General features: G+C 66.9%; 27 protein-coding genes, 2 pseudogenes and 1 riboswitch. Of the genes and pseudogenes, 17 read left to right on the top strand and 12 right to left on the bottom strand.

The window, feature by feature from the left end; genetic code table 11:
* Window positions 1-100 precede the first annotated feature (100 nt).
* The 3 genes from ACFYX0_RS04335 to ACFYX0_RS04325 all read right to left on the bottom strand — a co-directional run bounded on the left by ACFYX0_RS04335 (window position 101) and on the right by ACFYX0_RS04325 (window position 3,804).
* Window positions 101-1,486 carry an MFS transporter gene (locus ACFYX0_RS04335; RefSeq protein ID WP_311700210.1) on the bottom strand — a complete coding sequence of 462 codons (1,386 nt, stop codon included), beginning with the start codon at window positions 1,484-1,486 and terminating at the stop codon, window positions 101-103.
* 437 nt (window positions 1,487-1,923) lie between these two features.
* Window positions 1,924-2,214, bottom strand: a complete 291-nt coding sequence (locus tag ACFYX0_RS04330; RefSeq protein ID WP_311700211.1) for a hypothetical protein — start codon at window positions 2,212-2,214, stop codon at window positions 1,924-1,926.
* 516 nt (window positions 2,215-2,730) lie between these two features.
* Complete coding sequence (locus tag ACFYX0_RS04325; RefSeq protein ID WP_311700212.1) at window positions 2,731-3,804, bottom strand: alkene reductase; 1,074 nt, start codon at window positions 3,802-3,804, stop codon at window positions 2,731-2,733.
* A 114-nt stretch (window positions 3,805-3,918) separates the two neighbouring features.
* On the opposite strand from ACFYX0_RS04325, the gene ACFYX0_RS04320 reads away from it, so the two are divergent.
* A complete protein-coding gene (locus ACFYX0_RS04320) occupies window positions 3,919-4,308 on the top strand; it encodes a MerR family transcriptional regulator (RefSeq protein WP_311700213.1) in 390 nt (129 codons plus the stop codon).
* 35 nt (window positions 4,309-4,343) lie between these two features.
* On the opposite strand, the gene ACFYX0_RS04315 is transcribed toward ACFYX0_RS04320, so the two are convergent.
* Window positions 4,344-4,823 (bottom strand): YfbM family protein, encoded by a 480-nt coding sequence (locus tag ACFYX0_RS04315; protein WP_388966142.1) that lies wholly within the window; start codon window positions 4,821-4,823, stop codon window positions 4,344-4,346.
* Window positions 4,824-5,228: 405 nt separating this feature from the next.
* Here ACFYX0_RS04315 and ACFYX0_RS04310 point away from each other — a divergent pair, with 405 nt between their 5' ends.
* A complete protein-coding gene (locus ACFYX0_RS04310; RefSeq protein ID WP_388966139.1) occupies window positions 5,229-5,729 on the top strand; it encodes a hypothetical protein in 501 nt (166 codons plus the stop codon).
* A gap of 219 nt (window positions 5,730-5,948) precedes the next feature.
* Here ACFYX0_RS04310 and ACFYX0_RS04305 read toward each other — a convergent pair whose 3' ends face one another.
* Complete coding sequence (locus tag ACFYX0_RS04305) at window positions 5,949-6,365, bottom strand: DUF3224 domain-containing protein (RefSeq protein WP_311700216.1); 417 nt, start codon at window positions 6,363-6,365, stop codon at window positions 5,949-5,951.
* Here ACFYX0_RS04305 and ACFYX0_RS04300 point away from each other — a divergent pair.
* The 3 genes and pseudogenes from ACFYX0_RS04300 to ACFYX0_RS04290 form a co-directional block, all read left to right on the top strand.
* Window positions 6,364-6,678 (top strand): hypothetical protein, encoded by a 315-nt coding sequence (locus ACFYX0_RS04300; RefSeq protein WP_311700217.1) that lies wholly within the window; start codon window positions 6,364-6,366, stop codon window positions 6,676-6,678. The two genes, ACFYX0_RS04305 and ACFYX0_RS04300, sit on opposite strands and share 2 nt — an antisense overlap.
* Before the next feature lie 301 nt (window positions 6,679-6,979).
* On the top strand, window positions 6,980-7,624 hold the full coding sequence (locus ACFYX0_RS04295) for a dihydrofolate reductase family protein (protein WP_311700218.1): 645 nt from the start codon (window positions 6,980-6,982) through the stop codon (window positions 7,622-7,624).
* A gap of 342 nt (window positions 7,625-7,966) precedes the next feature.
* Window positions 7,967-8,325: pseudogene (locus tag ACFYX0_RS04290) on the top strand (transposase); the annotation flags it as partial.
* Between the two features lie 171 nt (window positions 8,326-8,496).
* Here ACFYX0_RS04290 and fxsT read toward each other — a convergent pair.
* On the bottom strand, window positions 8,497-10,683 hold the full coding sequence (gene fxsT / locus ACFYX0_RS04285; RefSeq protein ID WP_388966137.1) for an FxSxx-COOH system tetratricopeptide repeat protein: 2,187 nt from the start codon (window positions 10,681-10,683) through the stop codon (window positions 8,497-8,499).
* Between the two features lie 362 nt (window positions 10,684-11,045).
* Here fxsT and ACFYX0_RS04280 point away from each other — a divergent pair, with 362 nt between their 5' ends.
* From ACFYX0_RS04280 to ACFYX0_RS04260, 5 genes are all read left to right on the top strand, one after another.
* Window positions 11,046-11,435 (top strand): hypothetical protein, encoded by a 390-nt coding sequence (locus tag ACFYX0_RS04280; RefSeq protein WP_388966134.1) that lies wholly within the window; start codon window positions 11,046-11,048, stop codon window positions 11,433-11,435.
* Between the two features lie 111 nt (window positions 11,436-11,546).
* Window positions 11,547-12,623 carry an enoyl-CoA hydratase/isomerase family protein gene (locus ACFYX0_RS04275; RefSeq protein WP_388966132.1) on the top strand — a complete coding sequence of 359 codons (1,077 nt, stop codon included), beginning with the start codon at window positions 11,547-11,549 and terminating at the stop codon, window positions 12,621-12,623.
* Between the two features lie 64 nt (window positions 12,624-12,687).
* Window positions 12,688-12,832: riboswitch (cobalamin riboswitch) on the top strand.
* 36 nt (window positions 12,833-12,868) lie between these two features.
* On the top strand, window positions 12,869-13,090 hold the full coding sequence (locus tag ACFYX0_RS04270; RefSeq protein ID WP_311700222.1) for a CbtB-domain containing protein: 222 nt from the start codon (window positions 12,869-12,871) through the stop codon (window positions 13,088-13,090).
* A gap of 21 nt (window positions 13,091-13,111) precedes the next feature.
* The gene (locus tag ACFYX0_RS04265) at window positions 13,112-13,864 is read left to right on the top strand and encodes a CbtA family protein (RefSeq protein WP_311700223.1); all 753 of its coding nucleotides are present in this window, start codon (window positions 13,112-13,114) and stop codon (window positions 13,862-13,864) included.
* 1 nt (window position 13,865) lies between these two features.
* Window positions 13,866-14,672: a hypothetical protein gene (locus ACFYX0_RS04260; RefSeq protein ID WP_388966129.1), complete on the top strand. Its 807-nt coding sequence runs from the start codon at window positions 13,866-13,868 to the stop codon at window positions 14,670-14,672.
* 37 nt (window positions 14,673-14,709) lie between these two features.
* On the opposite strand, the gene ACFYX0_RS04255 is transcribed toward ACFYX0_RS04260, so the two are convergent.
* From ACFYX0_RS04255 to ACFYX0_RS04235, 5 genes are all read right to left on the bottom strand, one after another.
* A complete protein-coding gene (locus ACFYX0_RS04255) occupies window positions 14,710-15,096 on the bottom strand; it encodes a ParB N-terminal domain-containing protein (protein ID WP_311701491.1) in 387 nt (128 codons plus the stop codon).
* A 642-nt stretch (window positions 15,097-15,738) separates the two neighbouring features.
* Entirely contained in the window at window positions 15,739-16,941 is a 1,203-nt protein-coding gene (locus ACFYX0_RS04250) for an amidohydrolase family protein (RefSeq protein ID WP_311701490.1), read from the bottom strand.
* A gap of 175 nt (window positions 16,942-17,116) precedes the next feature.
* Complete coding sequence (locus ACFYX0_RS04245) at window positions 17,117-18,235, bottom strand: MAB_1171c family putative transporter (protein WP_388966126.1); 1,119 nt, start codon at window positions 18,233-18,235, stop codon at window positions 17,117-17,119.
* Complete coding sequence (locus ACFYX0_RS04240; RefSeq protein ID WP_388966123.1) at window positions 18,226-18,615, bottom strand: hypothetical protein; 390 nt, start codon at window positions 18,613-18,615, stop codon at window positions 18,226-18,228. Before ACFYX0_RS04240 ends, ACFYX0_RS04245 begins: the two co-directional genes overlap by 10 nt.
* Window positions 18,616-18,828: 213 nt before the next feature.
* Entirely contained in the window at window positions 18,829-19,272 is a 444-nt protein-coding gene (locus ACFYX0_RS04235) for a helix-turn-helix domain-containing protein (RefSeq protein WP_311701487.1), read from the bottom strand.
* Window positions 19,273-19,719: 447 nt separating this feature from the next.
* Here ACFYX0_RS04235 and ACFYX0_RS04230 point away from each other — a divergent pair, with 447 nt between their 5' ends.
* From ACFYX0_RS04230 to ACFYX0_RS04200, 7 genes are all read left to right on the top strand, one after another.
* Complete coding sequence (locus ACFYX0_RS04230) at window positions 19,720-20,508, top strand: winged helix-turn-helix transcriptional regulator (protein ID WP_311701485.1); 789 nt, start codon at window positions 19,720-19,722, stop codon at window positions 20,506-20,508.
* A gap of 159 nt (window positions 20,509-20,667) precedes the next feature.
* Window positions 20,668-21,324 (top strand): sporulation delaying protein family toxin, encoded by a 657-nt coding sequence (locus ACFYX0_RS04225; protein WP_388966121.1) that lies wholly within the window; start codon window positions 20,668-20,670, stop codon window positions 21,322-21,324.
* 171 nt (window positions 21,325-21,495) lie between these two features.
* Window positions 21,496-21,996 (top strand): SdpA family antimicrobial peptide system protein, encoded by a 501-nt coding sequence (locus tag ACFYX0_RS04220; protein ID WP_388966117.1) that lies wholly within the window; start codon window positions 21,496-21,498, stop codon window positions 21,994-21,996.
* Complete coding sequence (locus tag ACFYX0_RS04215; RefSeq protein WP_388966114.1) at window positions 21,987-22,994, top strand: sporulation-delaying protein SdpB family protein; 1,008 nt, start codon at window positions 21,987-21,989, stop codon at window positions 22,992-22,994. Before ACFYX0_RS04220 ends, ACFYX0_RS04215 begins: the two co-directional genes overlap by 10 nt.
* 67 nt (window positions 22,995-23,061) lie before the next feature.
* Window positions 23,062-23,925: an ABC transporter ATP-binding protein gene (locus ACFYX0_RS04210; RefSeq protein WP_311701541.1), complete on the top strand. Its 864-nt coding sequence runs from the start codon at window positions 23,062-23,064 to the stop codon at window positions 23,923-23,925.
* Complete coding sequence (locus ACFYX0_RS04205; RefSeq protein ID WP_388966112.1) at window positions 23,912-24,748, top strand: hypothetical protein; 837 nt, start codon at window positions 23,912-23,914, stop codon at window positions 24,746-24,748. Before ACFYX0_RS04210 ends, ACFYX0_RS04205 begins: the two co-directional genes overlap by 14 nt.
* 73 nt (window positions 24,749-24,821) lie before the next feature.
* On the top strand, window positions 24,822-25,127 hold the full coding sequence (locus tag ACFYX0_RS04200; protein WP_311701543.1) for a hypothetical protein: 306 nt from the start codon (window positions 24,822-24,824) through the stop codon (window positions 25,125-25,127).
* Window positions 25,128-25,798: 671 nt separating this feature from the next.
* Here the strand turns inward: ACFYX0_RS04200 and ACFYX0_RS04195 are convergent.
* Window positions 25,799-25,972: pseudogene (locus tag ACFYX0_RS04195) on the bottom strand (ISKra4 family transposase); the annotation flags it as partial.
* Window positions 25,973-26,134 lie beyond the last annotated feature (162 nt).

Genomic DNA, 26,134 nt, shown 5'->3' with positions numbered 1-26,134 from the left:
CACCCCCCGGCGGAACGGCCCCCGGAACCGCGCGAATGAAGCCGGACGCACGCCGGTCCCGGGCGTCCGGACGCCCGGGACCGGCGGAAGGAACCGGAGATCAGGCGGTACGGGCATCCGCGGCCCGGGTGTCCGCTGACGCGGCTTCGGCGGAGGCCTCGACCCGCGCCAGATCGCGGTCGCGAGTCTCCTTCGCGACACCCACCGCGACCAGGGTCAGCACGGACGCCGCGATCACATACAGAGCGATCGGCGTCGAACTGCCGTAGTCCGACAGCAGAGCGGTGGCGATGAGCGGCGCCGGGGCCCCGGCCGCCACGGAGGCGAACTGGGCACCGATGGACGCACCCGAGTAGCGCATGCGGGTGGCGAACATCTCGGCGAAGAACGCCGCCTGGGGCGCGTACATCGCCCCGTGCAGCATCAGGCCCACGGTCACGGCGAGGACGAGGTTGCCGAAGCTGCCCGTGTCGATGAGCGCGAAGAACGGGAACGCCCAGAGACCGACTCCGGCCGCGCCCAGCAGATAGACCGGCCGGCGGCCGATCCGGTCCGACAGCGCGCCCCACGCCGGGATGACGGCGAAGTGCACGGCGGAGGCGATGAGTACGGCGTTGAGAGCGGTCTGCTTGGAGACGCCGGCCGACGTGGTGGCGTAGACGAGGATGAAGGCGGTGATCACGTAGTAGCTGATGTTCTCCGCCATCCGCGCGCCCATCGCGACCAGCACGTCCCGCCAGTGGTGACGCAGGACGGACACCAGCGGCAGCTTCTCCGTGTCGGCGTCGCCGGCCGCCTTCCGGGCCTCTGCCTGCGCCAACGCCTGCTGGAAGACGGGCGATTCATCGACAGACAGACGAATCCACAAACCGATGACCACCAGCACTCCGGACAGGAGGAACGGTATGCGCCATCCCCAGGACCCGAACGCGTCGTCGGAGAGCGTGGCGGTCAGCAGGGACAGCACACCCGTGGCAAGGAGCTGTCCGGCGGGCGCACCGGTCTGCGGCCAGGAGGCCCAGAAGCCGCGGCGCCGCGCGTCACCGTGCTCCGACACGAGCAGCACGGCACCGCCCCACTCACCGCCGAGCGCGAACCCCTGCACCAACCGCAGTACGGTGAGCAGCACGGGAGCGGCGGCGCCGACCGTCGCGTGGGTCGGCAACAGACCGATGGCAAAGGTCGCACCGCCCATCAACAGCAGGCTGAGCACCAGCAGTTTCTTGCGCCCGAGCCGGTCACCGTAGTGCCCGAAGACCAGAGCGCCGATCGGACGTGCGGCGAACCCCACCGCATACGTCAGGAACGACAGCAGGGTGCCGACCAGCGGGTCGGAGTCCGGGAAGAACAGCTTGTTGAAGACGAGCGCGGCGGCGGATCCGTACAGGAAGAAGTCGTACCACTCGATGGTGGTACCGATGAGGCTGGCGGCGACGATGCGGGGGAGGTTCGCCGGGGGTGGGGGAGCGGTGTTCGGGGATGCCATGTGCGCCACTTCCTCGTGTGCGGTGGGGACGGGTACGTGTCGGCACACCGTAGAAACACGCAGGTCAGGCGCACATGTGGCGGGGCAACATAGTTCGAGGGTCAGCTATGCATTCGGCCACCATGCCCCCCACGGAGGGATGGCTGGGCCGCTTTGATGGACTCGGCCGTGGTGGGTGCCGAGGGTATTTCGGTCGGCAGCACGGCAGTTGACCAGTGAACGGGCGGCTGATTCGAGAAGGGTGAGGGCCGCCGCCCTGGAGGGGCGGCGGCCGGCCGGGCTTGGTCGACGCGATCACTGGATCACGGGGTGCGGTGCCGTGGATGACGTCGGGTGAGCCGGGCAGGGTGGGGCGGACGTGTGGCCTGCGGCCGAGTCGGGAGTTCGGGCAGAGGCGGCCGACACCTTTCTCGCGGCACGGCTCCCGATCGCCAGGCTCAGGATCTGTCGGCGGTCTCGGCGAGGTTGTCGGCGTCGGCGGCCTCGTCCTGGGCTATGCCAAGGAAGCGCTGGATCGCTTCGACCGGCATCTCGAGTCCCTCGGACGCGGACTGCTCGTTGCCGAACACCTGCACTGCCTCGGCGACGGCCAAGGCCAGTTCGACCTCTGCCTTGCGGACCTTGGCCTCGGCCTTGTCCACGGTGTCGACCACCGCCAACTGGCGGCGCTGCTTCTCCTGAAGCCTCTGTTTGCGGGAAAGGATTTTGTCAGAGTTCTGCACAGACATGACCAAGATCATAATCAGCTCGCGTGCGCACCAGCGTTCTGTTCCACGGCCAGGTCAGACAGCCGCCGTCCTGGACGTACTCGCCGATGAGTTGCGCACCGACGGCGCTGCCGTCGCCAGCGATCTGCCGTCCTATGCCCTGCGGCACGGCACGAGCCGGAGCGGCGACATGGCCGAGTCGCGATTACTCGGGGATGACCAGACCCCGGGCACGCAGCTGCGGCAAGCAGCGCTCCAGGCAAGCTTCCACCGAGGGGGCGTCAGTACGCACGACAGGTCTTCGTGGAACGGGCCACCGAGCGCGACGAAGGTTTACGGCCTCACTCCGTCACGCATACGTTCCGCATCCGCCTTGAACAGCACTGTGACGCCCTGCTCCGCCAGCGCCTCCATGACACGCACCACGTCGACCAACGCTTCAGCCCACCCGTTTGAACAGGCAGGACACAGTAAACCGCCCCAGGCGTCCCCGATCACTGTCGCGGCGGTCCGGTGGACCCGACCGCCGCGCGACTGTCACGCCGTGTGCTGATAGGCCGGATAGGTCAGGTAGCCGGCATCGCCGCCCTGGTAGTACGTGCTCTCGTCGATGGGAGCGATCGGAAGGCCGACGCGGAGGCGTTCGACGAGGTCGGGGTTGGCCAGGAAGCCGCGGCCGAAGCTGATCAGGTCGGCGCCCAGGCCCAGCCAGTGGTCGGCTTCCTCGCGGCCGGTCTGCTTGGGGCCCATCGGGAGGACCGGATTGATGATCAAAGCCCCGGGCCAGGCGCGGCGCAGGCCCATGAGCACCTCCTCGTGCGTGGTCGCTTCCAGGTGGACGTAGGCAAGTCCGAGACGGGACAGCTCTATCAGCAACGCCGTGTTGAGGGCGAGTGCGTCGGTCTCTTCGACGCCCCAGAAACCACCTCCCGGCGAGAGGCGGATGCCCGTCCTGGCCGCGCCGATCGCGTCCACGGTCGCGGTCACGGCCTCCACGGCGAACCGGATTCGGCTCGCGATCGAGCCGCCGTAGCGGTCGGTGCGCCGGTTGGCGTTGGAGGAGAGGAACTGGGAGATCAAGTAGCCGTTGGCGCCATGGAGTTCGACTCCGTCGAAGCCCGCGTCGATCGCGCGGCGCGCTGCCTCGGCATACGCGTGGGCGTGCTCGGGCACCTCGGCGGTGTCCAGCGCGCGGGGCAGGGGCGCCGGCTGCGGGCCGGTCGGGGTGAAGACGTCGCCCACTGCGGCGATCGCCGAGGGGCCGACGGGCTGGTGGCCGGTCGTGTCGGGGTGCGAGACCCGACCGCCGTGCATGAGCTGGGCGAAGATCCGTCCGCCATTGATGTGCACGGCGTCCGTCACGGCACGCCATGAGGCGACCTGCTCGTCGGTGTGCAGTCCGGGCGTGCCCGGGCTGGACTGCCCGACGAGGCTGGGCTGCACGCCCTCGGACACGATCATTCCGGCCGTCGCGCGCTGCGCGTAGTACGTCGCCATGGACGGTGTGGCAAGGCCGCCGGCCGCGGCCCTGACACGGGTCATCGGGGCCATCACCATCCGGTTGGGCAGGGTCAGGTCACCGAGGCGGTAGCTGCTGAACAACGTCGTCATACGGGCTCCTCCATCCGTACATCTGTGCCCGGTTGCCGGGCACAGCGCTACGCTAAAACCTGACATGGATGTCAGAGGCAAGCGATGTGGCGTGGTTCACGAGGGGAGGCAGTCGTGCGGATCGGCGAGCTCGCGGCGCGTACCGACGTCAGCGTGCGGTCGCTGCGCTACTACGAGGAACAGGGGCTGCTGACCAGCAGCCGTAGCGCCAGTGGGCAGCGGCATTACACGGAGGCCGAGGTGGAGCGGGTGCGGTTCATCCAGCGCCTGTACACGGCGGGCCTGTCCAGTCGTACGATCTCCGAGCTGCTGCCCTGCGTCGACGCGCCCAGCGAGGGCAATTCCGATGCGGCTCTCGATCGGATGGCGCAGGAGCGCGACCGGCTCTCCGAGTACATCGACGAACTCGTGCGGACCCGGGACGCATTGGACGGCCTGATGGCCACGGCCCGGGCCCACCGCGAGAGCCTGCGCACTCCGACTGGCACGCGCCCAAGGCGTTGAACGCGCACGGTGGCTCCGGATCGGATGGAGGGGGCCTAGAAGCTGAAGCCCATGAACGCCCCATAACCGCGTTCAGCCGCCTCATCGAAGAACGCGACGAGCTCCTCGTAGGAGTGCTCAAGCCAGTCCAGCTCGCCCTCGGCATCGAATTGCCACGTGTTGGGGTACACCTCCTCGATGGTCATCCGCTCCGGGGCGTAGTGGGCCGCCAACCGCTCCCAGGGGGTCGCCCGCAGAAGCCGTGCCACGCTCTCGATCTGCTCCGCAGACCATCCGAACAGGGTGCCGTCCCGCAGGATCGGGGACCCGTCCATCAGGAATTCGATATTCACTTCTGCCTCGTCGAGCAGGAACTGCAGGCCGGCCCACGCCTTGCCCGGACCGCCGTGAGGACGATCCGGCATCGGATCGCTGGCGTACAGCTCATAGACGTATTCCCGGCCCCAACTCGGTTCCCTGTCAGCCCTGTCCAGTTCCTCCCTCGTCGCGCTCATGAAAGCAATGCTCACGCTCATGAAAGGCAATCCCCCTTGGTCACCGTTTGATCGACCATTTGCTCGAGCAGCGATGGCGAGTGTTCCACACGGCTCTGACAACCGGGCCGCACACCGCGGCGAACGGCGTCAAGGTCCGTCTTCAAGGATCGCCAGATGGTGGATCACGTCGCGATTGAAGACGGACCCTGGTTCCGCTAACTCGCTTCTGCGAGGCAGTACGACGTCTGCGCCCAAGTCGCGTACCAGCTACCGGGGGTGAACTGTCACTCGGGCTTGGTGCCCCCGCGTGCTGGGTATCGCAGGCGCATGCGGGCATGGGGAGAGGCCGTGTTGATGGGCCCCCGGGTGGAGCGTCTTCTGCGGGGTGTGGTGCGGCGGGTGCTGGCCAGAGGGGAGCCTCATCCGTGGTGGTTGCCGCGGCGCGTGCTGACCGTGGTGTCGGCCGATGTCGACATCACCGCCGGTGTCGGGGAGATCTGGATCGTGTGGCGTCCGAAGTCACCGCGGATGCGTGAGCACATCGCGCTTGTGGAGCGGTACGACGAGCAGTGGCGGCACGTAGGAGGTGGCGGCTGCCCCGGAGACGATCCTGTCGACGTCGATGTGCTCGACGTCTGCAGCGGCGGGGGCGTACTCAGCCTCACGCGCAGTCTTGACCCCCCGCACTCCATGACCATGGCGCCATTGATCAGTTGCGCCAAAGTGCGCCTCGGGCGGGATGTGGCTCACGTTCTCGTCGGCGGCCGACGGATCGCGGTTCCCGAGCAGCGCATGCTGATCGCTGTTTGGGCGTCCTCCCAGATCAGCCGCGGAGTCCGTCCCGTCGTCGTCGCCCTGGGGCGCGACGGCGCCGAACTCTCCCGCCTGGGTCCCCGCGACAGCCTGGACACCTATACCTGGGCGCGATTGAGGGAGGAGTCATAGCCAGTCCGGTTACCTGCCGCAGATCTCCATCATGCTGGATTTCGGGCTGGGCAGCGAACATCCTGGCCCAGGCATCTGCGACGACCCCGATACCGGTCGTTCTCAGCGAATGGCTGATGAAGTCCGGCGCGAGGATCGTCTCCAGGGCAGACAGGTCCCGTCCATCGAATGCCTCCTACATGCGCAGGCCGACAGCCCTGGCGTCATGCGCTTCAACTGTCATCGGCCAGCTTCCAACTCGTAGTCGAACCAGATCCGATGCGTTCCGTCAGCGTCGACGGTCATTCCTCCGGCGCCGGAGATCCCGGCCAGCTCTCCCGTGCCGCTCGTGGGCACGATGGTGAAGAACTCCGCTGTGCGATCACTGCCGGACGTCGTCGCCGAGTGCACGAAGTTGAAGGCGCCGGGCCGGCCGCACAGCGAGCCTTCGAACGACTCCATGGCCACATAGGTGCCCACGCCGGTCGTCTGGTCGAACGCAGCGGTGAACAAGGTCGCCGAGCGGCCGGCGACCTCGCCCTCGAAGCGCTTCTCCATCGTCGCGACACCCACCGGAAGTCCAGTGGACACAGCCGGGTCCGGTTTCAGCTCGGTCGGGACGAACGCTTTGACAGTGAATGTTCCTGTAGCTCTCATGGCACGACCGTACCGGTGGGGTCTGACATCGCTCTCCCCGTGGGCGGGCGGCCCCTTCGTGTACATGACACGTGCGGCCTGCACCCACTGCTATGTGTCCCGCCACGAGTTGGAGCTTCTCGCTCCGCGTGCTGTCGTCGGCCTCGCTGCGGAGTGCAGTCGGGCAGTCCGCATGATGCGCGACGCTGTGAGCGCGGGGGCGCGGCTCGACAGCGATGAGTTGGAGGAGCTCACCCGCAGATACCTGGACCTGCGCTCGGAGGCTCAAGACGCCATGCGTTCGGACATCTGGGCCGACAACGGCGAGGAGTGACGCTGGTGATCGATCTGCGGTCGCTGGACCAAGTCACTGATGACCGGGTGCGCCGCCGAGTCACCGGAACGCTCATCGATGCCATCCCTGCCGCCGAACGAAGTACCTGCCGACCACAACCGCGCGTGAGGCCGAGAACCTCTCGATCACGCGCTGCACCGTACGGTCCTCGACCGACCTCCCACCGGGTGGGGACGGAGGACGTGAAGAGGTGCCTTGGATCCTGACCGGTCGCGGACCCAGATGAGTTTTTCCGGCCCCGAAAGTCTCACCCTCGTAAACGACAACCCGGGAGGAACACATGTCTCAGCTACTGAGAGTCCATAACTTCAACGTCTCGATCGACGGAATCGGCGCCGGTGAGGACCAGAGTTTCGAGCGTCCTTTCGGCCACGTCGATCCCGAGAGACTGTTCGCCTGGGCCGGCGCCACGGCGAGCTGGCCGATGCGCACCGACCCTGGTGGGAGCCGGGGCCTCGACGACTACTTCACGCGGGACTACGCGCGCAACATCGGCGCAGAGATCATGGGCCGCAACAAGTTCGGTCCCCAGCGCGGGCCATGGCACGACGACGAGTGGCGCGGCTGGTGGGGTGACAAGCCGCCGTTCCGCACCCCGGTGTTCGTCATGACCCACCACAAGCGTCCTGCGTTCACGCTCTCCGACACCACGTTCCACTTCGTCGAAGGCGACCCGGCAACCGTCCTCGAACAGGCACGAGAGGCGGCGCAGGGCAAGGACGTCCGGCTCGGCGGCGGAGTCACCACCATCCGGGAGTTCCTTGACGCCGACCTCGTCGACACCCTGCATGTGGCGGTCTCGCCGGTGAAGCTCGGCTCCGGACTGCGACTCTGGGAGTCCCCCGACGAGTTGCTCGACCGATTCCATCTGGAGGTCGTGCCCAGCCCGAGCGGAGTGGCGCACCACTTGTTCTGGCGAAAGTGACCAACGGACGGCGCCGAATAGGCCCGGACCAGCGGGTATGCCACTGGTCCGGGTGTCTTCATGCCGCGTGGGCCGTCTGTGGGCCGTCGTTCCCTTCACCGGCCGCGTCGTGGTCGTACATGCCGTCGAACTCCTTTCGCGTCCGTTCTCCCCGGCGTCGAGGAGAACGGACGCGTAGAAGTGCCTGAGGGCGTGCATGCCGTCTTCGCGTGATTCCACCACCCGTTGACCCGGCTCGGGCTTGGGGAGGACGCGGGTGACCACAAGGGCGGGCTTCCATGCCTGCAAATTGAAGCTGCCTGAGAACTCCTGACGACAGGCCTGACGATCTGGGGGTGCGGGGTGGCGCGGCCGAAGCCGTGGGAAGTCGACGACGAGCTGTGGGCGGTGATCGAGCCGCTGCTGCCAAAGGCCGAACGCCGGGCCCGCTGTCCGGGACGCAAGCGGCAGCCGGACCAGGTGGTGTTCCAGGGCATTCTGTTCGTGCTGCACACCGGGATCTGCTGAGAACACCTGCCGCAGGAACTCGGCTTCGGATCGGGCGTACGTGCTGGCGTCGCCTGGCCGAGTGGACCGAGGCCGGGGTGTGGCCCGGGCTGCACGAGGTCCTCCTTGCCAGGCTGCGCAGCGCGAACGCCGTGGACTTCTCCTGGGCAGCCGTCGACGGCTTCCGTATACGCGCGTTGAAGGGGGAGCCAAGTCTGTGGTCTCAACTGTGGTCTGAATTTGCCGTTTCCGAGCCTGTCCGCCGTTGTCCGCTGGAGTCCCGGAACGCCTCTGAGCAGCGGATGGCCGTTTCGTGGACGCCTACGGACACCCTCGGACCAAAATCGGACAACTCGTCATTTGGGGATCGCCGGTGTGCTGACTGATCACTCCCCGATGTCGGCATCCCGCCGCGCCGCATCCAACTGCTCCAAGAACCTGACGGTGCGCAGGGCGTCGGGGTGGTCGTCGCCCAGTGTCCGCCGCCGTCGGGTCAGGGCGTCTTCGGCCAGAGCGCGTGCCTCCTCTACCTGCCCCACGTCTGCCAGATACATGGCCAGATTGGTGGCGGTGCTCAGGGTGTCGGGGTGGTCGTCGCCCAGTACCCGCCGCTGCCGGGTCAGGGTGTCTTCGGCCAGGGTGCGGGCCTCCTCCGCCCGCCCCAGCTCCGCCAGATCGCTGGCCAGGTTGGAGGCGGTGGTCAGCGTGTCGGGGTGGTCGTCGCCCAGGAGGAGACGGCGGCGCTGGAGGGTGTCCTCGTCCAGGGCGCGGGCACGCCCGTGGTCCTGGGTGTCGTCGTGGGCGCGGGCGAGGTAATGAGCGGTCCAGAGGGTGCCTTCGTGGTCCGGGCCGAGTTGCCGGGACCAGGTGTGGTGCAGCTGCTGGAGGCGGGCTCGGGCGGTGCGGGCCTGGCCGCGATCCAGCAGATACCAGCAGGCATCGCGGACCACATCCCGTCCCGCTTCGCTGGTGATGAGGGCCGGGTCCACAGCGAGGAGATGAGGCAGCAGCGCCCGCCATGCGGGCCACGTCGAGGGACGCACGACGCTTCTGGGATTGGCTGCCGTCAGGAGGGCTTCGGCGTCCCGGCCCGCCTGTTCGCGTTGGTCGTGCGTGAGGTGGTCGCGCAGGACGGTCTGGGTGAGGCGGTGGAGCTGAAGGGTGCCGTCCTGGGCCCGGGCCAGGCTGTGCCGGGTGATGGCACGCAGCGCTGTGCTGCCGGTCAGGCGGGTGGTCAGGGCGTCGGCCAGGGGGGTGGAGGCGTTGGCGGGGAGGTGGCCGGCGCAGGTGGTGACGGGGAAGGGTTCGGGAGCCAGCAGGCTCAGGGCGGCCAGCAGGGCGGCCGCGCCAGGGTGGTCGGATTCCAGGCGGGTGGTGGTGAGGCGGACCTGCGCGGCCAGAGAGACGGGGTAGCCGGCGGGGCGGCCCTCGGCCAGGACCTCGGCGGTGTTACGGGCCAGTTCGGCGCTCAGGTCGGCGGCGGACAGACCGTCGGTGAGCAGGGCGGCGGCCTGGACGAGGGCGAGGGGGAGGTCGTCGAGGGTCCGGGCGAGGCGGTCGGCGTCGCTCTCACTCAGAACGGCGCCGTGGGCATGCAGCAGGGCGACCGATTCGGCACGGGTGAAGACGTCGACATTCAGCGGGCTGGCGTGGGCCTGCCAGTGAGGGCTGCGGGAGGTGATGAGCACATGGCCACCACCACCCGGCAGATAGGGGGCCAGGAGCTCGGGGTCTTCGATGTTGTCGAAGACCAGCAGCCAGCGGGAACGGGTGCGCAGCTCCCCCGACAGCGCGTCCACGGCGTCGGCGGAGGGTGCGTCGGCGGGCGCGGCGCCGATGCGGGTGGCGAGCTGGGCGAGCTGATCGGGAATGAGGGCGGGATCCTCGGCGGCGATCCACCAGGCCAGTTCGTACTCGCCGGCGAAGCGGTGCGCGTACTCGACGGCGAGCTGGGTCTTGCCGACCCCGCCACGTCCGTGCAATGCCTGGACTGCCACGCGACTACTGGCCGCCAGTGTCTGACGCAGCCGGACAAGGAGGGTGTCGCGGCCGGTGAAGGAGGCGTTGCGGGCGGGCAGGTTCCACACCCGCGGCAGCGAGCCGGGCAGGCGGGGACCGCTGCCACCCAGCTGCCGCAACGCCCCGGGAAAGGCCGGTGCAACGGTCGGCCGACGCGGGCTGCTGACCGCCTCCAACAGCACCCGGCGGGCGGCCTCCTCGCCCAAGTCGAACAGATCACGGGCGATGAGGGGGCGCAGGATCGCCGGCGAGACGACCTCCGCCACACGAACCGGGGTGATCTTCTCTTTCATCGCCATGATGGCGGTCCACTCGGGCGTGGTGAACCGGTCCGGCTCGAAGTAGGCCGGGGAGAACAACGCCAGAAAACACCCCCGTTCCAAAGCGGCGCTCATCTTCAGGACGAAGTTGTCACCCGCACCCCAGTCCCAGTAGTCCAGTTCCGCCTGGAAACCGGCATCGACCAACTGCCACGCCGCCCACTCCGCCCAGGCCCGATCCGCCCCCGCGTGACTGACGAACCACGCCCCGCCAGGCACCTCAACGCCGCTCATGCCGATCCCCCGAGCCCAGCCACCGCACTGAACCTCCGAGCGTAGAACCCGACATCCGCAAGCGACTTGCGTTCACCCGTACAAGCCAGGAAACAGGCAGCATCCGGGACCACGACATCGGCGCACACCACCGAGGGCCAGCGCGGATGGCCCCAGACCGCGAGGGCCTCGATGTGTGATCGGCGCTGCCCGCTCGCACTCCGGAGCCGTTACGCCTTCGGGATGGACGGAGAGCTCCCCCGGCTCGCGCGAAGCCGGTGGCCGCGTTCGATCGTGTGGACGGTCGCGGGTAGGCTCCTTGAATGGGGGCGAGCTTGCGGGACAAGTGGAGAGGGCTGCCGCGGTGGGCACGATGGGCTCTCGTGGTCTACCTGGCCGGTTTCGGCGAAGGTACGTGTGCTCACATCAGTGATCTGGTTCGTGGCGGTATCCATGCCTATGCTGCGTTTCCGCACGCGTCGATTCGGGCGTACTTCGTGAGCCTTGTCGTCCTCGACCCGCTGGTCGTGGTGCTGGTGGGACTCGTGCGGCGAAGCGGCATCTGGTTGGGGAGCGTAGTGATCACGCTGGACGTGGCCGCGAACTGGATCAGCAACTGGCCTTCGGTGAAGGCCGATCCGGTGCGTCTGCTGCAACCGGTCGGACTGACCCCCATCACGCTCTTCGGCCTGTTCGTCCTGGTGTCCTGCATTCCCTTGCTGCGAGCGGCGACGTGCGATTCGACGCCGGTGCCGAGCCGAGCGAGCATGTAGGTGGGCACCGGAAGATCGTCCGTGAGCTGACCCGCGTGTCCACCAGATCCTGGAAGGAACCGACGAGATCATGCGCGTCATCGTGGCCCGCGGCCTGACGGAGGCATTCGGATGACCGGCGGCGAGGAACCCGTCCTCTTCCACGTCACCGGGCGGGCCGCCCGTATCACCCTCAACCGGCCGAGGGCACTCAACGCCCTGAACCATGCGATGGTCCGCCGTATCGACGAGGCGCTGACCGCCTGGGAACACGACCCGGCCGTGGAGACCGTGGTCATCACCGGAGCGGGGGAGCGTGGTCTGTGCGCGGGTGGCGACATCCGGGCCGTCCACGACGACGCACGCGACGGGGACGGCTCCGCCTCGGCCGCGTTCTGGCGCGACGAGTACCGCCTCAACGCCCATGTCGCCCGCTACCCGAAGCCGTACGTCGCCGTCATGGACGGCATCGTCATGGGCGGCGGGGTCGGCGTGTCCGCGCACGGCAGCGTCCGGGTCGTCACCGAGCGGTCCAGGGTCGCGATGCCCGAGACCGGCATCGGCTTCGTCCCCGACGTCGGCGGCACCCGGCTGCTCGGCCTCGCCCCGGGTGAGCTGGGCACCCATCTCGCCCTCACCGGCGCGCAGATCGGCGCCGCCGACGCCCTGCTGTGCGGCCTCGCCGACCACTACGTACCGTCCACCTCGGTCCCCGAACTCCTCGGCGACCTCGCCGAGACGCCCGTACGAGACGTCCTCGCTCGCCATGTACAGCCCGCGCCGCCCGGAGAGTTGGCCGGACAGCGGGAGTGGATCGACAGCTGCTACGCCGCCGACACCGTCGAGGAGATCCTCGACCGGCTTCTCGCTCACGGCGGTCAGACGGCCAAGGAGACCGCGGAGGTCCTGCTCTCCCGGTCGCCCACTGCCCTCAAGGTCACCCTGGCCGCGGTGCGCCGCGTCCGTCGCCTCGGCACGCTGGAACAGGTCCTGGACCAGGAGTACCGGGTCTCCTGCGCTGGCCTGCGCACCCACGACCTGGTGGAGGGCGTCCGCGCCCAGATCATCGACAAGGACCGCACCCCGCACTGGTCCCCGGCGACCCTCGCCGAAGTGTCCGACGCCGACGTGGAACGCTTCTTCGCCCCCCTCGGCGACCGCGAACTGGGGCTCGCCGGACAAGGCACCGCCACGGAGACGGCTTGGTGAGCGAACTGATCGTCCGCCTGGCGTGGAGAGGAAGATCACGCCAGGGGAGGCGGTCTTGGCCGGGTACCCGACACGCGGTACGGTCTTTCCGATATTGACGACGGTACGACGGAAGCCGGTGGAAATCCGGCACGGTCGCGCCACTGTATGCGAGACGCCTCCCGGGGCGGCTCGTGAGTCAGACCCGTGGCCGTCGTCGTGTGCACCACCGAGATGGGACGCGAACTCCCAGAGGAGGTCCTGCCATGGCGCAGACCGTCGCCCAGCCGACAGCCACCAGCCCCGTCGTTCCCGCCAAGCTGCCGCTGAACGCGATAGCTCCCTGGGCGGTTTTCTTCGGCATCCTCATGCTCATCCTGCTGTACTTCGTCGGCGCCGAGCAGGGCGCCACCTCCGTGTTCAACGGCACGGACGTCCACGAGTGGGTGCACGACGCCCGCCATCTGCTCGGCTTCCCCTGCCACTGACGCGAGGGACGCCGCACACCCATGAACTCCGCAACCGTGCGCAACCTTCTGGTGCGGGGCATGCTCGGCGGCCTGGCCGCCGGTGTGCTCGCCCTGGTCGTGGCCTACCTTCTCGGTGAGCCGGACGTCGACAGCGCGATCAGCTTCGAGGCAGCTCACTCCCACGAGCACGAGATGGAAGTCGTCTCCCGCTCGCTGCAGTCCACCGCCGGTCTCGCCACCGGCGTCCTGGTCTACGGAGTCGCGTTCGGCGGTATCGCCGCGCTCGCCTTCTGCTTCGCGCTCGGCAGGGTCGCCAGCTTCTCCCCGCGGGCGACCGCGCTGCTGCTGTCCGGCTGCGCGCTGCTGGCCGTGTACGTCGTGCCGTTCCTGAAGTACCCGGCCAACCCGCCGTCGGTCGGCAACCCCGACACCATCGGCAAGCGGACCACGCTGTACTTCCTGATGATGCTGCTCAGCGTGCTCCTGGCGATCGCCGCCACCATTGTGGGCAAGCGGCTCGCACCGAGACTGGGCAACTGGTACGCGACCGTCGTCGCCGTCGTCGGCTTCGCCGTCGTGATCGGTCTGGCGTATGCCTTCCTCCCGGTGATCAACGAGGTGCCGAAGGACTTCCCGGCCACCCTGCTGTGGCGGTTCCGTCTCTCGGCCCTGGCCATCCAGATCGTCCTGTGGGGCGGATTCGGCCTGCTCTTCGGCGAGTTGGCGGAGCGCCAGCTGAATCCTAAGCCCGCACCGGCCGCTCGGGGCCGGGCGGTCGCCGCTCCGAACTGAGATGGGTACAGAGAGGATGGCGACCCTGGGCACCGTCTATGACGCCGAGCCGGCCGTGCGCGACGTCGACGACATCATCGCCGACCCCGACCGCGCGGGCGGCAACGATGGCCCCGAACGCCGGAAAGGCCCGAAGGCCCGCACTAAATGGCTGTGCGGCTCCGTCAACGACACCGCCGCCGAAGTCGTCGCCGCAGTGTTCGACCAGGCCGAATCCCGCGATCCCGGACACACGCGGACCTGGGTGGCCCTGGTCGACGGCGCACCCCACCAGATCGACCTGATCAACGAGCAGGCCGCGGCCAGGGGCATCGGCGTCCACATCGTCATCGACATCATTCATGTCCTGGAGTATCTGTGGGGCGCCGCCCACGCCCTGCACACCACCGGCGACAAGACCATCGAGGCCTGGGTCGCCCGGACCGGCCGCACCATCCTGGCCGGCGGCGCCATTCAGGCCGCCGAGCAGATCAGAGCGGCCGCGACGGCCGCCGGCATCGCAGCGGGCAAGAACAAGGGCATCGACGACGCCGTGGCCTACCTCGCCAACAAGGCCGAATACCTGCGCTACGACACCGCGCTCGCGGCCGGCTGGCCCATCGCCACTGGAATCAGTGAAGGCGCCTGCCGCCACCTGGTGAAAGACCGTCTGGACATCACCGGAGCCCGCTGGGGCCTGGCCGGGGCCGAGGCCGTGCTGAAGCTTCGCGCGCTGCGATCCAACGGCGACTTCGACGCCTACTGGGCCTGGCACGAGAAGCAGGAGTTCATCCGCAACCACCAGGCACGATACCGACTCACGGCGTGATCAAAACAGAACCCTCACAGGAACTGCACCCGCCTCCTCAAATAGGATTGAGATCACGGCGCTGGAGGTTTTCCACCGCCATCACCTCTAAATCCAGCCCCTCGTGAGACAGCTCCGGACGGACCTCGATCGGCACCTCGTATACATCCGCCGCAGCCGCCGCTGCGGCACGACGATGCCCAGCGATGATCACATACCTGGCGCCTCCGATCGCGGACGCGTGATCCGGGTACGCGGCGAGATGTGCCTCCCGCGTCACCACCACCAGGGGCTGCACCACGCCGACCGATCTCATCGACTGGATCATCTCGGTTAAGTCGCCGAGGTCCGGGCGTGGATTATCGGGATGAGCCGCCAGCTCAATAGTCTTCGCGTGGCTCCTGCCGCCCGGAACTACCTGCTCAATTTCATGAAAAACGGACACAAATCTCCACTTTAGACTTCCAGGTGCTTCTTGGTTGGATTGGTCTCTTATCCGACGCGCCAAATAGGGACATTGGCGAGGGGTCAGTCCGGCGCCGGAAGTGCTGCAGTTTCTGCCACCGCGCCCGGTTTCGTACTCACCGTCAAGCCCGGCGACGACTACGAGTCCCTGTTCGGGTCATGGCCGCCGAGCCGCAACTCCGCCTGGAGGTGACAAGGGCTGGGCGGCTCGGGATCGACGATCAAGACGGTGTATCAGCCGCCCTCGGGCGGCTCATCAGCGTTCGAAGCCCGCCAACGGCAGTCATCGCGGAGCGGAATTACGTGACCGTCAAAACCTCCCTCCTGCGCATCGCGGGCTTCTTTCACGCCGACACCGTTGGACGCGGCTGTACGTGTTTCGCCATGAAGATGGAGACCCTTCCCCCAACCTGCTATGCGACCGCGACAGGTGCGCCAGAGCGTTCGATGCCGTCTTCACAGCCGACGGCGTCGAGATTCCTCTAGAGCGCGCTCCAGTCACCGAAGAGGAGCGCCCGCGTTTGATGGGTGCGCCCCGGGTCAGTCGGCTGTGCTTGCTCACTGACCCGGGACGCACATGGAACTTGGTCAGGCTCTTGTCAGAGGAGCAAAGTCGCCCCCGTCACCAATTCGCATCGGTGCCGTTGCTGTATAGACGTCCTCCTGCCAGGACGAGGCGGAGAGCACGCAGCGCTTGCAGGTCGCGGAGTGGGTCGCCGTCGACGACGAGCAGGTCGGCGCGGTAGCCAGCGACGAGCTGTCCAGTGTCGGCGTCGATTCCGAGAGCGCGGGCGGCTTCGACGGTGGCCATGTCGAGGATGCGGTCCCGGGGAAAGCCCAGGTGCTCGTAGAGCTCCAGACCGTTCACGAAGCCGTCGAACATGGCGCCTGGCACCCCGGCGTCCGTTCCGGCCACCAGGCGAACTCCCTGCTCGGCCATCCACCTCACTTGGCCGAACAGTTCCTCTGCACGGTCCTTGCCGAACCGCTCGGCGAAGCGCCGCCAGTTGGGGCTCGCAGCCGGGCAGACGTGGATCTCCTTAGCGATGAGATCGGCGACGACGTCGCCGCGCATCTCGAAGCCGCCATCGACCATCCATGTGCAGTGCTCGACCGTGTTCACCCCCGCGGCGACGGCACTCGCGATGCCGTCCGTGCCGTGGGCGTGCGCTGCTACAGGCAGGCCGGTCCGGTGGGCCTCCTCGACGACCAGGCGCAACTCCTCGGTGGTGAACTGGGACTGCCAGGTCGCGGGTCCGCCCCGGGTAAGTCCGCCGCCGGTGGCCATGACCTTGATCACGTCGGCGCCGGCCTCCGCATTGCGTCGTACCCGGTTCCTGATGGCCTCCTGGCCGGCAACCTCACCGCCAAGGAACCAGCAGTGCCCTCCAGGTGGGGTGAGAGGGGCTGTCGCGGCAAGGATCCGTGGGCCGTGCAGAACACCCGCTGCGATCGCGTCGCGAAGGCGCACGGAGAGTCCACCTCGGTCACCCAGGTCCCGCGCCGTGGTCACCCCGACCGCCAAAAGTTGCTGTGCCCTTCCGGCCATACCAAGAAGCAGGCTCAGATCGTCCGCCTCGCGCAACGCACCCACCGGATCGGGCGAAGCATCGAATGCAAGGTGCACATGACAGTCGATCAGGCCTGGGAGAATCGTGCCCTGTGGGAAGGACGCCCTCTGTACGCCCTCGGGGGCGACTTCTTCAACCTCGTTCCGCGTGCCAACCGCAGCGATTGCGCTTCCGCTGACGAGTACAGCTCCGTCAGCTATGCATTCGCCACCAGGGCCCGTCAGCACCTGTCCAGCTGAGATCAACAGCTCCATTTTCCGTTTCCTTGTCCAATCCGCGTCTGGCTGCGGGGAGCGGAGGGCCCCCGAGCCGACGGCTTTGCTCGGGCCAGCCGGGGTGCCAGGGGCATGGGAAAAGAAGGCCAACGCGGGCCCGGCGTTCGGAGGTCTTCGACGTGGACCATCCGGTTCCCGATCAGGGGTTCGTGTGTTACGCGTCTCTCAATGCGTCTGACAGAGCGACGAGTTCTCGGACATCGGCGTCAAGGTCGTCGTTGTGTGGCATCGCGATCGGCACCGCGGTCGATCTCGCCGAGCTACCCGCTGCCTGCGTCTGGAGCGCGGTCCGCAGGTGTTCGGCAAATGCTGCGGGTGACCTTTGGCCGACGTCGTGGGCGCCAAGATCTGCCAGGTACGGGCTGATCCGCACCAGGCCGTCGCGGCACTCGATGACGCGCCGGTAGTAGCGACGGTGAACGCCACGAACGGAGGGAAGGTAGGTCCATCGACTGACGGGCACGCGATTCAAGGCATCCTCGGGGTACGCCTTGTGGAGCAACGTCCATAGCGGCTGGAGTCGTCGATACAGGCGGTGGTGGCGCCACCAGATCCGCAGTGCGGCGATCCGGGTGACGACACCGGGGTAGCTCACACCGATCATGAACAGCAGCATCGCGAGGAGTAGGAGCAGGTTCACGATCTGAGTGAGCCCATGCGGAACTGGGCTGCCGCGCCACTGGATCACGACGAAGGCCGCGCGAACCGAGCAGACTGCCACCATGCCCGCCATGCCAGCGGCTGCCAACCACAGCCCACTGGCCAGGGGGCGGGTGGCCATGCGGGCGTAGCGCCAGGTCCAGCGCAGCGCGGAGGCGATGGCGTAAACCAAGTAGAGCCCTGCAATCAGGTAGAAGATCGCTACTTGATGCACGCTCATGTCCTGCGTCTCGTAGACGTGCTCTCGGACGCTCGCGGGGGTGGTAAGAACGGCCAGCGAGATGGTTGCGACGGCGACGGCGAGCGGCAGAGCCTCCCATCGGGCGCGAGATCGCCCACCCCGGCGATCCGAGACCGAGTAGAGGTAAAAGCACATCAGCCAGTAGGCGGCCGCTAGGAGGAGCACGTTCTGCAGCAGCTTGGCGCAGCCGGGCCCGGCAAGGCTGTCGAAGGCTCGTGCGCCGGCACGGAAACCAAGCGGAAACGCCGTGCCGACGCACGCAACACACAGGGTGACCGCGCGGAGCGGGCCGTCCTCGGGCGCCTTGGCCAACTGGTACAGCTTCCAGCTCAGAGCCATAACCAGAACCACCCCAATGGCAATCACAGCCATCCCTGCCGATCGCCTAAGGCGGCCTGTACGCGCTGCACCGAGGGGTGGCTTGGCCTGCGAGGCGTCACGTGATCGAGCACCGAGGCCCATTCGAGGATGATCGTGGCGACGAGTTCGGCCTCGCGCTCGTGTTCGTGGTCGTAGGAGGTTCGACGGAGTGCTCGTCTGACGGCGTCCAGAGACAGGTCTGGCGCCATCTGCTGCCAGAACTTGTCGTCGGCGTCGTCGCTTTTGTGATCCGCCAGGATGTGTCCGACCTCGTGCAGGACGATGTGATCCTGGTGGATCTTGCTGGTCTCTTGCTGGTACAGGATGTAGTCGACCGAGGCCGTGGCCAGCCATACGCCGAACGGCCCGGGTACTGGAAGCGAGTAGGGCACGAGCCGGATGGGACGTCCGCGACGCTCCCCGAGGCGCTGGCACAGGACATCGACCTGTAACGGAGGATGGATGCCCAGTGCTCGGAGCTCGCGCTTACATCGACGCCGCAGCTCTCGTTCTTTCAATCTGCCCTCCCCGACGGATTAGGTATCAGTTGGTCCGCTGCGGCGGTCCCCCCTCCGGACGTCAGCGGCCTTGCCTATGTTGCCAAGTCACAAGCCTCGTCGCTCTGCCTGCTCCAACTGGTAGACGACGTCGAGGAGATCCATTACCTGTTTGCGTCGCTCCGGTGACAGCTCGCCCGCGCGCATGGCCATGAGCTTGACGTCGCCGCTGCCGACTGCCTTGTCCAGGCGCTCCTGCTCCGCTCGCAGGAGGCTCAGCTGTCCTTCGACTCGGTCTGTCACATCGTCATCGAAGAAGTAGGCGGCAGGCACGCCAAAGAAATCTGCGAGAGCCTGAAGGTGCCTGAGCGTTGGATTCGTCTTCTTGTTCTTGCGTAACTGCCAGATGTAGCTCTGGGAGATCGCGACGCCGGCCCGGCTGATGGCGGCCGCGACGTACTCGTTGCTGTACTCCTGGTCCCGACGGGGCTTGACGATCGCGAACAAGTGGTTCAGCTTGTCCGCCAGGCTACGGCCCATCTGCTCGGTCACAGTGGCCCTCCTCGCGGCAACGATCTAGGTTTCGACTGGTGTCAATCTACCTCAAGCCAAGCTCTGTATGACAGTTGAGTCGGGTGGGCCTGTTGAGCTAGGCTCCCGGCGCACGATGATCTCAACTGTGGTGAAAGCTCGGACCGTATCTCTCTTTACCTGAGTCGACGGACGACCACCGGGCGGCGCCTCAGTTGGCTCCACTCACGGGGAGAGGGTGCTGTGGCGTCGGCAACGTCGGTGAATCCGGAGACCGCATCAGGGACGGTCGGATCGGCAAACCCGAGAAACCTTAGACCAGTTCTGGATCGAGCGGTGGAGCGGGTGCCCATCCACCGGTTGTCCGCAGTGAGTTCACCTCGCACCTCGGGCGCGGACGACCAGCATGTACGGGCGCTCGCCCAACTCGATGTACCTCTGCCACCCGTCGTCGTACACCGCCCGACGATGCGGGTCCTGGACGGAGTCCACCGGATCAGGGCGGCGGAGCTGCGGGGTGAGAGCGACATTGAGGTCCGATTCTTCGACGGTGGCGAGAAAGAGGCCTTTCTGCTCGCCGTCCAGCTCAACTCAGCTCATGGCAAGCCGCTATCGTTAGACGACCGGACCGCGGCTGCGCGGCGTATCATTGCCTCACACCCTCACTGGTCCGACCGACGCATCGCTTCGGTGACCCGCCTGTCAGCCAAGAACGTGGCGGCCCTCCGGGGGTGTTCGACCGGCGATGGACCGCAGTCGAACAAACGAGTAGGCCTCGATGGCCGCGCACGCCCGTTGAATCCAGCCGAAGGACGCCTGCTCGCAGGCGAGTTGCTGGAACAGGACCCGCACATCTCACTGCGCGAGCTCGCCCGGCGTGCAGGGATGTCCGTAGCGACGGCGAGCGATGTGCGTCAACGGTTCCTTGATGGCCGGGAGTTATTGCCCCCGAGGCTGCGGGACGGTGGTTCGAACGACGACCGGCCGCGCGGTCAGGGCGGCGCCGGCAGCCTCAGCGGCTTCGGCCTTGGAAGTTCCGCCCTACTCGACAGCTTGCGACGCGACCCCTCCGTGCGGCACTCGGAATCGGGGCGCAAGTTCCTTCAGCTATTGAGCATTCATCCGGCAGGCCCATCGGAGTGGCAGAAACTCGTCCAGGGAGTTCCGGCCCATCGGACTGATGCTGTCGCACGTATCGCACGGGATTACGCCGAGGCGTGGCTCAACGTTGCAGACATGCTCGAAGATAATCAGTGATGGGCCATTCAGAAAGCTTCCTTGCGTCAATCTCTGGTTGTTCACTGCTTGCCGCCGATTGAGCACTCGAATACCTTCTGAATTGCTTGAGGATCCCTCAACGCCAGAAAATCCAAGAAGTTCTCGGAAATCTCTTCGCCGAACAGGGGAAGTTCCATCATGAGATTGAAGAAGCCGCTCATCGGCGCCGTGCTCACCGCCACCATGGTGACCGGCGTTGCTGGCACCGCTTCGGCGCACACCCAGGCGCCGCACCCTGCCCCGGTCGCCGCGGTCCAAGCGGCGCAGGGTTACTCGGACAGCGACGTGGTCGCATTCCTGGTCTTCGGCCAGGGCAAGGCAGCCAAGGACCACCCTGAGCTGGCCCGGCAGATTCGCAGCCGCCGCTCCGACACCTCGGTGACACCCGCGCAGCTGTCGTACCTGATGCACAAGCTGCACCAGGCCGACCCGGCCTTCCACACCAAGGTGACGAACGCGGTCCAGTCCAAGGACCCGTTCGTGGTGCAGCAGGGCATGGTGGCGCTGAACGACGACCTCAAGGCAGCAATGGCCTCGGACAGCAGGGCCAAGACCCTCAACAGCGCCGACATCGCACGGCCCAACGGCTGGGTGTGGACCAAGTCCAACATCGTGACCGTGGCGAACGTCGCGGCCGGCATCAACGTCGCCGCAGGCACAAACGTCGCCGTAGGCGCAGAGGTCGCCGTGGTCGTGGTGATAGCCCCGGCCGCGGCCAGCTACAGCTTCGATCTGAAGCAGTCGGACCAGCTCGACGCAAACGACTTCGTCGCGGCGGTCGCCTCCACTCTCTGATTCCTCGCCGCAGGGGGCCTGCCACGACCGCGGCACGGCAGGCCCCCTGCGGCACAGGGGCATCAGTACGACCGGGAGTGTTCCGTCCATTCCAGGGGGAAAGGAAAACCGCGCATGTCGACGCCTGTCACAAGGCGGCAGCTGTACATCTTTGCGAGCACGCTGGCAGTCATGGTCACCTATCTTCTGGTCGCGCTCTTCTACACGCTGCCGAGCAACGCACTCAGCAGCCGACATTCCAAAGGAGCACGCCAGTACTTCAACGATGTCACCCCCGAGGTCTGGGCCTTCTTCACCAGGGACCCCGAGGGCGTGCAGATCGGCACGTACGCCTTCGACGGAAAACACTCCAAGAATCTCCTGAAGACCCCGCAGGGCAGCCCGTCCAACCTCTTCGGACTCGACCGCAGCCAGCGCGCCCAGGGTCCCGAGATCGCGTACATCAATACCTCGGTGACCCAATGGGCGCCGTGCGCGGGCAATTTGGCGACTTGCCTGCACGAAGCGGCCGCACGCCCCGCCGAGAAGGTCAAGAACCGCAACCCCGTGAGGACCGTGTGCGGGGACTCCTTCATTACTCAGGAACGCGTAGTGCCCTGGTCTTATCGGAACCTGGTGACGTACGACCGGCGCGTCACCAGAATCGCCCACCTGGATGTCTCATGCTCATAGCCGCCGCCCGGAGCGCCGCTTCTGCACTGATCGAGGAACAGTCCACCCGGCTCCAACTCCGGTTATCCGCCTTCGACTTCCGCTCGCGCTGGTTCGGCGTGGGGCGTTCACTGATCTGCTTCGCCGAGCTAACGGTGGTGCTCATCACCCCGTCGAAGGCGTTGCTCACCCCGGTCCTGACCATCAGTGACGGCGCGCGCTGCGGTGGAGTGCGCTCCGCGTCCGCGTACTGCCTGGTGGGCGGTACCGACCATGCGGAGTACGCCCGTTGGATATTGGTCGCCGTGCTCTTGGTGGCGGCTGTCGGATACCGGCCGCGCTGGACGGCGATCCCGCAGCTGTGGGCTATCTACTCGATCGCGGTGAGCATCACCGTGCCGGACGGCGGCGAATCTGTGGGCATGATCATGTCCCTCCTCATGCTGCCGATCGTCCTGACGGACAACCGGACATGGCAGTGGAGCCCACCGACGAAACCGTTGCCCCCGTCCGGGCACGCTGTCGCTTACGCCGCCTTCTGGGCGGTGAGACTGCAGCTCGCGTACATCTATCTCGACACCGCCATCAGTAAGTTCGGTGTCGCCGACTGGGCCAACGGCACGGCGGAGTACTACTTCCTGCGCGACAACATGTTCGGCGTTGCCAAGCCCTGGGACGGGCCACTGCTTGCACTCTCCAAGTATCCGCTGATCGTAATCGGCATGACCTGGGGCGCGCTTGTCGTCGAACTCCTCATCGCTGTCTGCATCTTGGGTTCCGACCGCTGGCGCAAGGTGGGTCTGGTCCTCGACATCCTGCTGCACGGCTCGATCATCCTGCTGATGGGCCTGTGGAGCTTCGCCCTGGTGATGATCGGCTGCTCGATCCTCGCGTCGATGCCTGCGGGCCATACGTCGTCGGACACCACGCCCGCCGAACAACCCCCCAGCGAGCACCTCCCCTCTGAAAACGGCATCAATGACAGCTCAGTTGGCCACTCACAGGCAGTGCTAGGTTGAACCGGTGGCCAAGCTGGAACTCCAGAACGTTTCCGCCGGTTACCATGGGCGATCGGTGCTCCGGGACATGGATCTCGAATACGGTGCGGGAATCCATGTACTGCTCGGCCCGAACGGTGCCGGCAAGACGACGACGTTTCGTGTGCTCGCCGGGATCCTCGCACCCTTCAAGGGCTCCGTGCTCGTGGACGGAGCCGACCCGCACATACACACCGAGATCAAGTCCCTGATCGCCCTGGCCACACACCGCTCGGCGCTCGCACCGCGGCTGAGCGTCGTGGACAACCTGCGATACTGGGCACGCGTCCTTGGCCTGCCACCGGGTCATTCCGAGGAGAGGATCGCGGAAGTCCTGCACTTGCTCGGCCTCACCGACCTCGCGGACCGCCGCATCGGCAGCCTCAGTCGCGGCCAAAACCAGCGAGCCGGCCTAGCAAAGGCGTTCCTGGGACAACCGGCAATCCTGCTCCTGGACGAGCCAATGTCGGGCCTCGACCCGAGCACGACGGACCAACTCATCAACCACCTGCGAAAGCTGGCAGATGAAGGACACACGGTCGTCGTCTCCACGCACGCCCTGGCCGATGCCTACCGCTTCGCCGACGACGTGACGGTGCTGCAGGACGGACGCATCGTAGGCCGCGGGGAACCGGCCGCGCTGCGCACCGCCCTGCTCGGCACCGCCTACCGCCTGCGCATCCGAGGCTCCGGCGACATACCAGCGGTCCTCGACCGACTCGGCCACCACTACGAACAACAGCAGCAGGGCGCCGTCATAGTGGAAGTGCCCGACGAGGAGGCGGCGGAGAGACTGGTCGCCGACCTGGTGAGCGAAGGCATCGGCGTACGAGAAGTAGTACCAGCCCGGAACCCGCTGGAAGACGTCTACCAGCAACTGCAGACGGAAAGCACAGCCAGTGACGCAACGTAGCCTTACCTTCGACGTGACCCGGGCCAGGATCCTGGCCTCCGCGCTGCTATGGCGGACGAGACGCGAGCGGCTACGGAACTTCGCCACGGTGTTCCTGCCGTTCGTGCTGACGGTCGCCTCCGTGGTTGCTCTCCCCCTTCTCTCCGACGACTCGGACATGAACGGCGCAGCCAGCAGCGCCCGACTCGGCCTGCAGTATGGGGCGCACGGGGACACGGTCGCGGCCGGGCTGCTACTGGTCCTGATGCCCGGTATCGTCGCCCTACACGGCACGGTCGGCGCGGGCCTCGCGGTCCGCAACGTGGTCGGCGCGGAGGCCGGGGTCGGCGCACTTGAGGCAATGCTCGGCGCCCCGTACAACCCGGCGAGCATCGCAGGCGGACTGCTCGCCTACGTACTCGTCGTCACGACGGGGCAGTGGGCGGTGATGAGTACGCTCGGCGCCCTCGCCCTCGCGCTGTCCAGCGCTCTGCACCACGACAGCCTCACACCGGACGCCGGCTATCTGACCCTCGCCCTTGTGCTCCCACTCCTGGCCACCTGGGCGGGCGCAGCTCTCGCCTTACTGCTCAATCTGCTTTTCCCGCGCCTGTCACAGCCCGGCGCCGGAGCCCTTGCAAGCAACGGCGGAGGCCTGGTCAGCCTGGCCGCCATGCTGCCAGGCTTCGGTGCCTTGCTGGCGATGTCCATCGCCCTGGACCCTTTGGGCCCGACAAGGTTGCTGTTGTACGCGGGTGGGGCGACCGTACTGATCACTGCGGGGAGCTTGATCGGAATCGCGAGGGGCTTCCGGCCGGAATCGGTGCTTTCGTCGTCGGCATGAGACCGGTCAATGTAAGGCAACCGCTCGACGCAACTGCCCAGACAGGCAACTAGCCAGAAATGCGGTGATGGTCATGGTGAAGGTCCTCGTCGACATCCGCCCGTCGCTGGTGGCGGAGTTTTTCCACCGCGCATTCACGAAGCCAGTGGTGGAGATCGACGGCGTCGAGTGGCCCGCGAAGTGGGGCACGACTGAAGTGTCGATCGAGCCAGGAGCCCACGAGATCGCCGTCTTCTTCCGCTACAAAGGCCAGCGCGCGGCCCGGCTCGGCGAAGGCACCGGGGAGTTTACGGTGCCGGACAACGCGCACACGCAGCCGCGGGTGACGGCGCGACTCGGCCCGCGTAACGGCAGCAGCTTCAAGATCAAGTCTGCCTGAAACATCAAGGCGAAGTGGGGACACGTGGCCAAAAAGTCGATCGTACAGTGCGCAGCAGGACACCTCTACACGGCTACATGGATACCGTTCCTCGGCATCAAATCTTTACGTCTCACCCCGTCCACGCGCTATGCCCGTTGTCCAGTCGAAAAGCACTGGACGGTGGTCAGCAGGCCGGACCCGTCGACCCTCACTGAGGAGCAGATCGCCGAGGCCCGATCGCACGACGCGGGGTGGATGTAGCCACGACACCGAGCCAGGACAAGGAGCCCGGCATAAGCTGCTGCCGTCGGGATGGAGTCCCCACTGGTTCCGGCACATGCACGCGACCGCGCCACCGGGGGGTGCTCAGCCCGAAGGCCGCGAGGTCCTGGTGGAGCTGCTCGGCCGGGTTGAGGTATCCGCGCCGGAGGCAGACGGTAGTCACCTCGGCGAAGTTGGCGGCCGACATGGTCGCCTCGGGCAGCAGCTCGTCGCTGGTCAAGTGCCCGTGCTGTTGCAGTGAGCCTTCGGGATGGGTCAGCGTAAGGGCATCGCCGCGGGGAGGCTAGCCGGGAGCCGCGTTGGCCCACGGATATGGTTCTCACGCTCCTCGGCACTCAAGATCCTCGCCCAGTGCTACAACTGGCGGAAGCTCTTTGGGTGCAGTTCCTGTGAGGGTTCTGTTTTGATCACGCCGTGAGTCGGTATCGTGCCTGGTGGTTGCGGATGAACTCCTGCTTCTCGTGCCAGGCCCAGTAGGCGTCGAAGTCGCCGTTGGATCGCAGCGCGCGAAGCTTCAGCACGGCCTCGGCCCCGGCCAGGCCCCAGCGGGCTCCGGTGATGTCCAGACGGTCTTTCACCACCTCCGGCCTTATCACCACGCCCTTGCCGTCCACCGACAGCACCTGCAGCGTCTCGGTCGTGCACGGCGCTGGGACGAGCGCGTCGTAGAACGCGTGGATGTCCGCGGCCGCGCCGATGGCCAGTTCCAGGACCTGCCGGTACCCGACCCCGGCCCCGGTCAG

The sequence above is a fragment of the Streptomyces sp. NPDC002573 genome, assembly GCF_042889625.1.
In the GTDB taxonomy this organism is placed as follows: Bacteria; Actinomycetota; Actinomycetes; order Streptomycetales; family Streptomycetaceae; genus Streptomyces; species Streptomyces gibsoniae.
The sequence above is the reverse complement of the archived record's forward strand: the minus strand, read 5'-3'. Positions and strand labels throughout refer to the sequence as shown.

What these genes read in the sequence shown, in the direction of transcription:
- ACFYX0_RS04225 (WP_388966121.1), top strand. Translation starts at nt 20,668, where the DNA reads ATGAGATTGAAGAAGCCGCTCATCGGCGCCGTGCTCACCGCCACCATG.
- ACFYX0_RS04200 (WP_311701543.1), top strand. Translation starts at nt 24,822, where the DNA reads ATGGTGAAGGTCCTCGTCGACATCCGCCCGTCGCTGGTGGCGGAGTTT.
- ACFYX0_RS04275 (WP_388966132.1), top strand. Translation starts at nt 11,547, where the DNA reads ATGACCGGCGGCGAGGAACCCGTCCTCTTCCACGTCACCGGGCGGGCC.
- ACFYX0_RS04330 (WP_311700211.1), bottom strand. Translation starts at nt 2,214, where the DNA reads ATGTCTGTGCAGAACTCTGACAAAATCCTTTCCCGCAAACAGAGGCTT.
- ACFYX0_RS04295 (WP_311700218.1), top strand. Translation starts at nt 6,980, where the DNA reads ATGTCTCAGCTACTGAGAGTCCATAACTTCAACGTCTCGATCGACGGA.
- ACFYX0_RS04315 (WP_388966142.1), bottom strand. Translation starts at nt 4,823, where the DNA reads ATGAGCGTGAGCATTGCTTTCATGAGCGCGACGAGGGAGGAACTGGAC.
- ACFYX0_RS04250 (WP_311701490.1), bottom strand. Translation starts at nt 16,941, where the DNA reads ATGGAGCTGTTGATCTCAGCTGGACAGGTGCTGACGGGCCCTGGTGGC.
- fxsT (WP_388966137.1), bottom strand. Translation starts at nt 10,683, where the DNA reads ATGAGCGGCGTTGAGGTGCCTGGCGGGGCGTGGTTCGTCAGTCACGCG.
- ACFYX0_RS04265 (WP_311700223.1), top strand. Translation starts at nt 13,112, where the DNA reads ATGAACTCCGCAACCGTGCGCAACCTTCTGGTGCGGGGCATGCTCGGC.
- ACFYX0_RS04300 (WP_311700217.1), top strand. Translation starts at nt 6,364, where the DNA reads ATGGCACGACCGTACCGGTGGGGTCTGACATCGCTCTCCCCGTGGGCG.
- ACFYX0_RS04230 (WP_311701485.1), top strand. Translation starts at nt 19,720, where the DNA reads ATGCGGGTCCTGGACGGAGTCCACCGGATCAGGGCGGCGGAGCTGCGG.
- ACFYX0_RS04260 (WP_388966129.1), top strand. Translation starts at nt 13,866, where the DNA reads ATGGGTACAGAGAGGATGGCGACCCTGGGCACCGTCTATGACGCCGAG.
- ACFYX0_RS04210 (WP_311701541.1), top strand. Translation starts at nt 23,062, where the DNA reads ATGGATCTCGAATACGGTGCGGGAATCCATGTACTGCTCGGCCCGAAC.
- ACFYX0_RS04325 (WP_311700212.1), bottom strand. Translation starts at nt 3,804, where the DNA reads ATGACGACGTTGTTCAGCAGCTACCGCCTCGGTGACCTGACCCTGCCC.
- ACFYX0_RS04270 (WP_311700222.1), top strand. Translation starts at nt 12,869, where the DNA reads ATGGCGCAGACCGTCGCCCAGCCGACAGCCACCAGCCCCGTCGTTCCC.
- ACFYX0_RS04305 (WP_311700216.1), bottom strand. Translation starts at nt 6,365, where the DNA reads ATGAGAGCTACAGGAACATTCACTGTCAAAGCGTTCGTCCCGACCGAG.
- ACFYX0_RS04215 (WP_388966114.1), top strand. Translation starts at nt 21,987, where the DNA reads ATGCTCATAGCCGCCGCCCGGAGCGCCGCTTCTGCACTGATCGAGGAA.
- ACFYX0_RS04335 (WP_311700210.1), bottom strand. Translation starts at nt 1,486, where the DNA reads ATGGCATCCCCGAACACCGCTCCCCCACCCCCGGCGAACCTCCCCCGC.
- ACFYX0_RS04220 (WP_388966117.1), top strand. Translation starts at nt 21,496, where the DNA reads ATGGTCACCTATCTTCTGGTCGCGCTCTTCTACACGCTGCCGAGCAAC.
- ACFYX0_RS04245 (WP_388966126.1), bottom strand. Translation starts at nt 18,235, where the DNA reads ATGGCTGTGATTGCCATTGGGGTGGTTCTGGTTATGGCTCTGAGCTGG.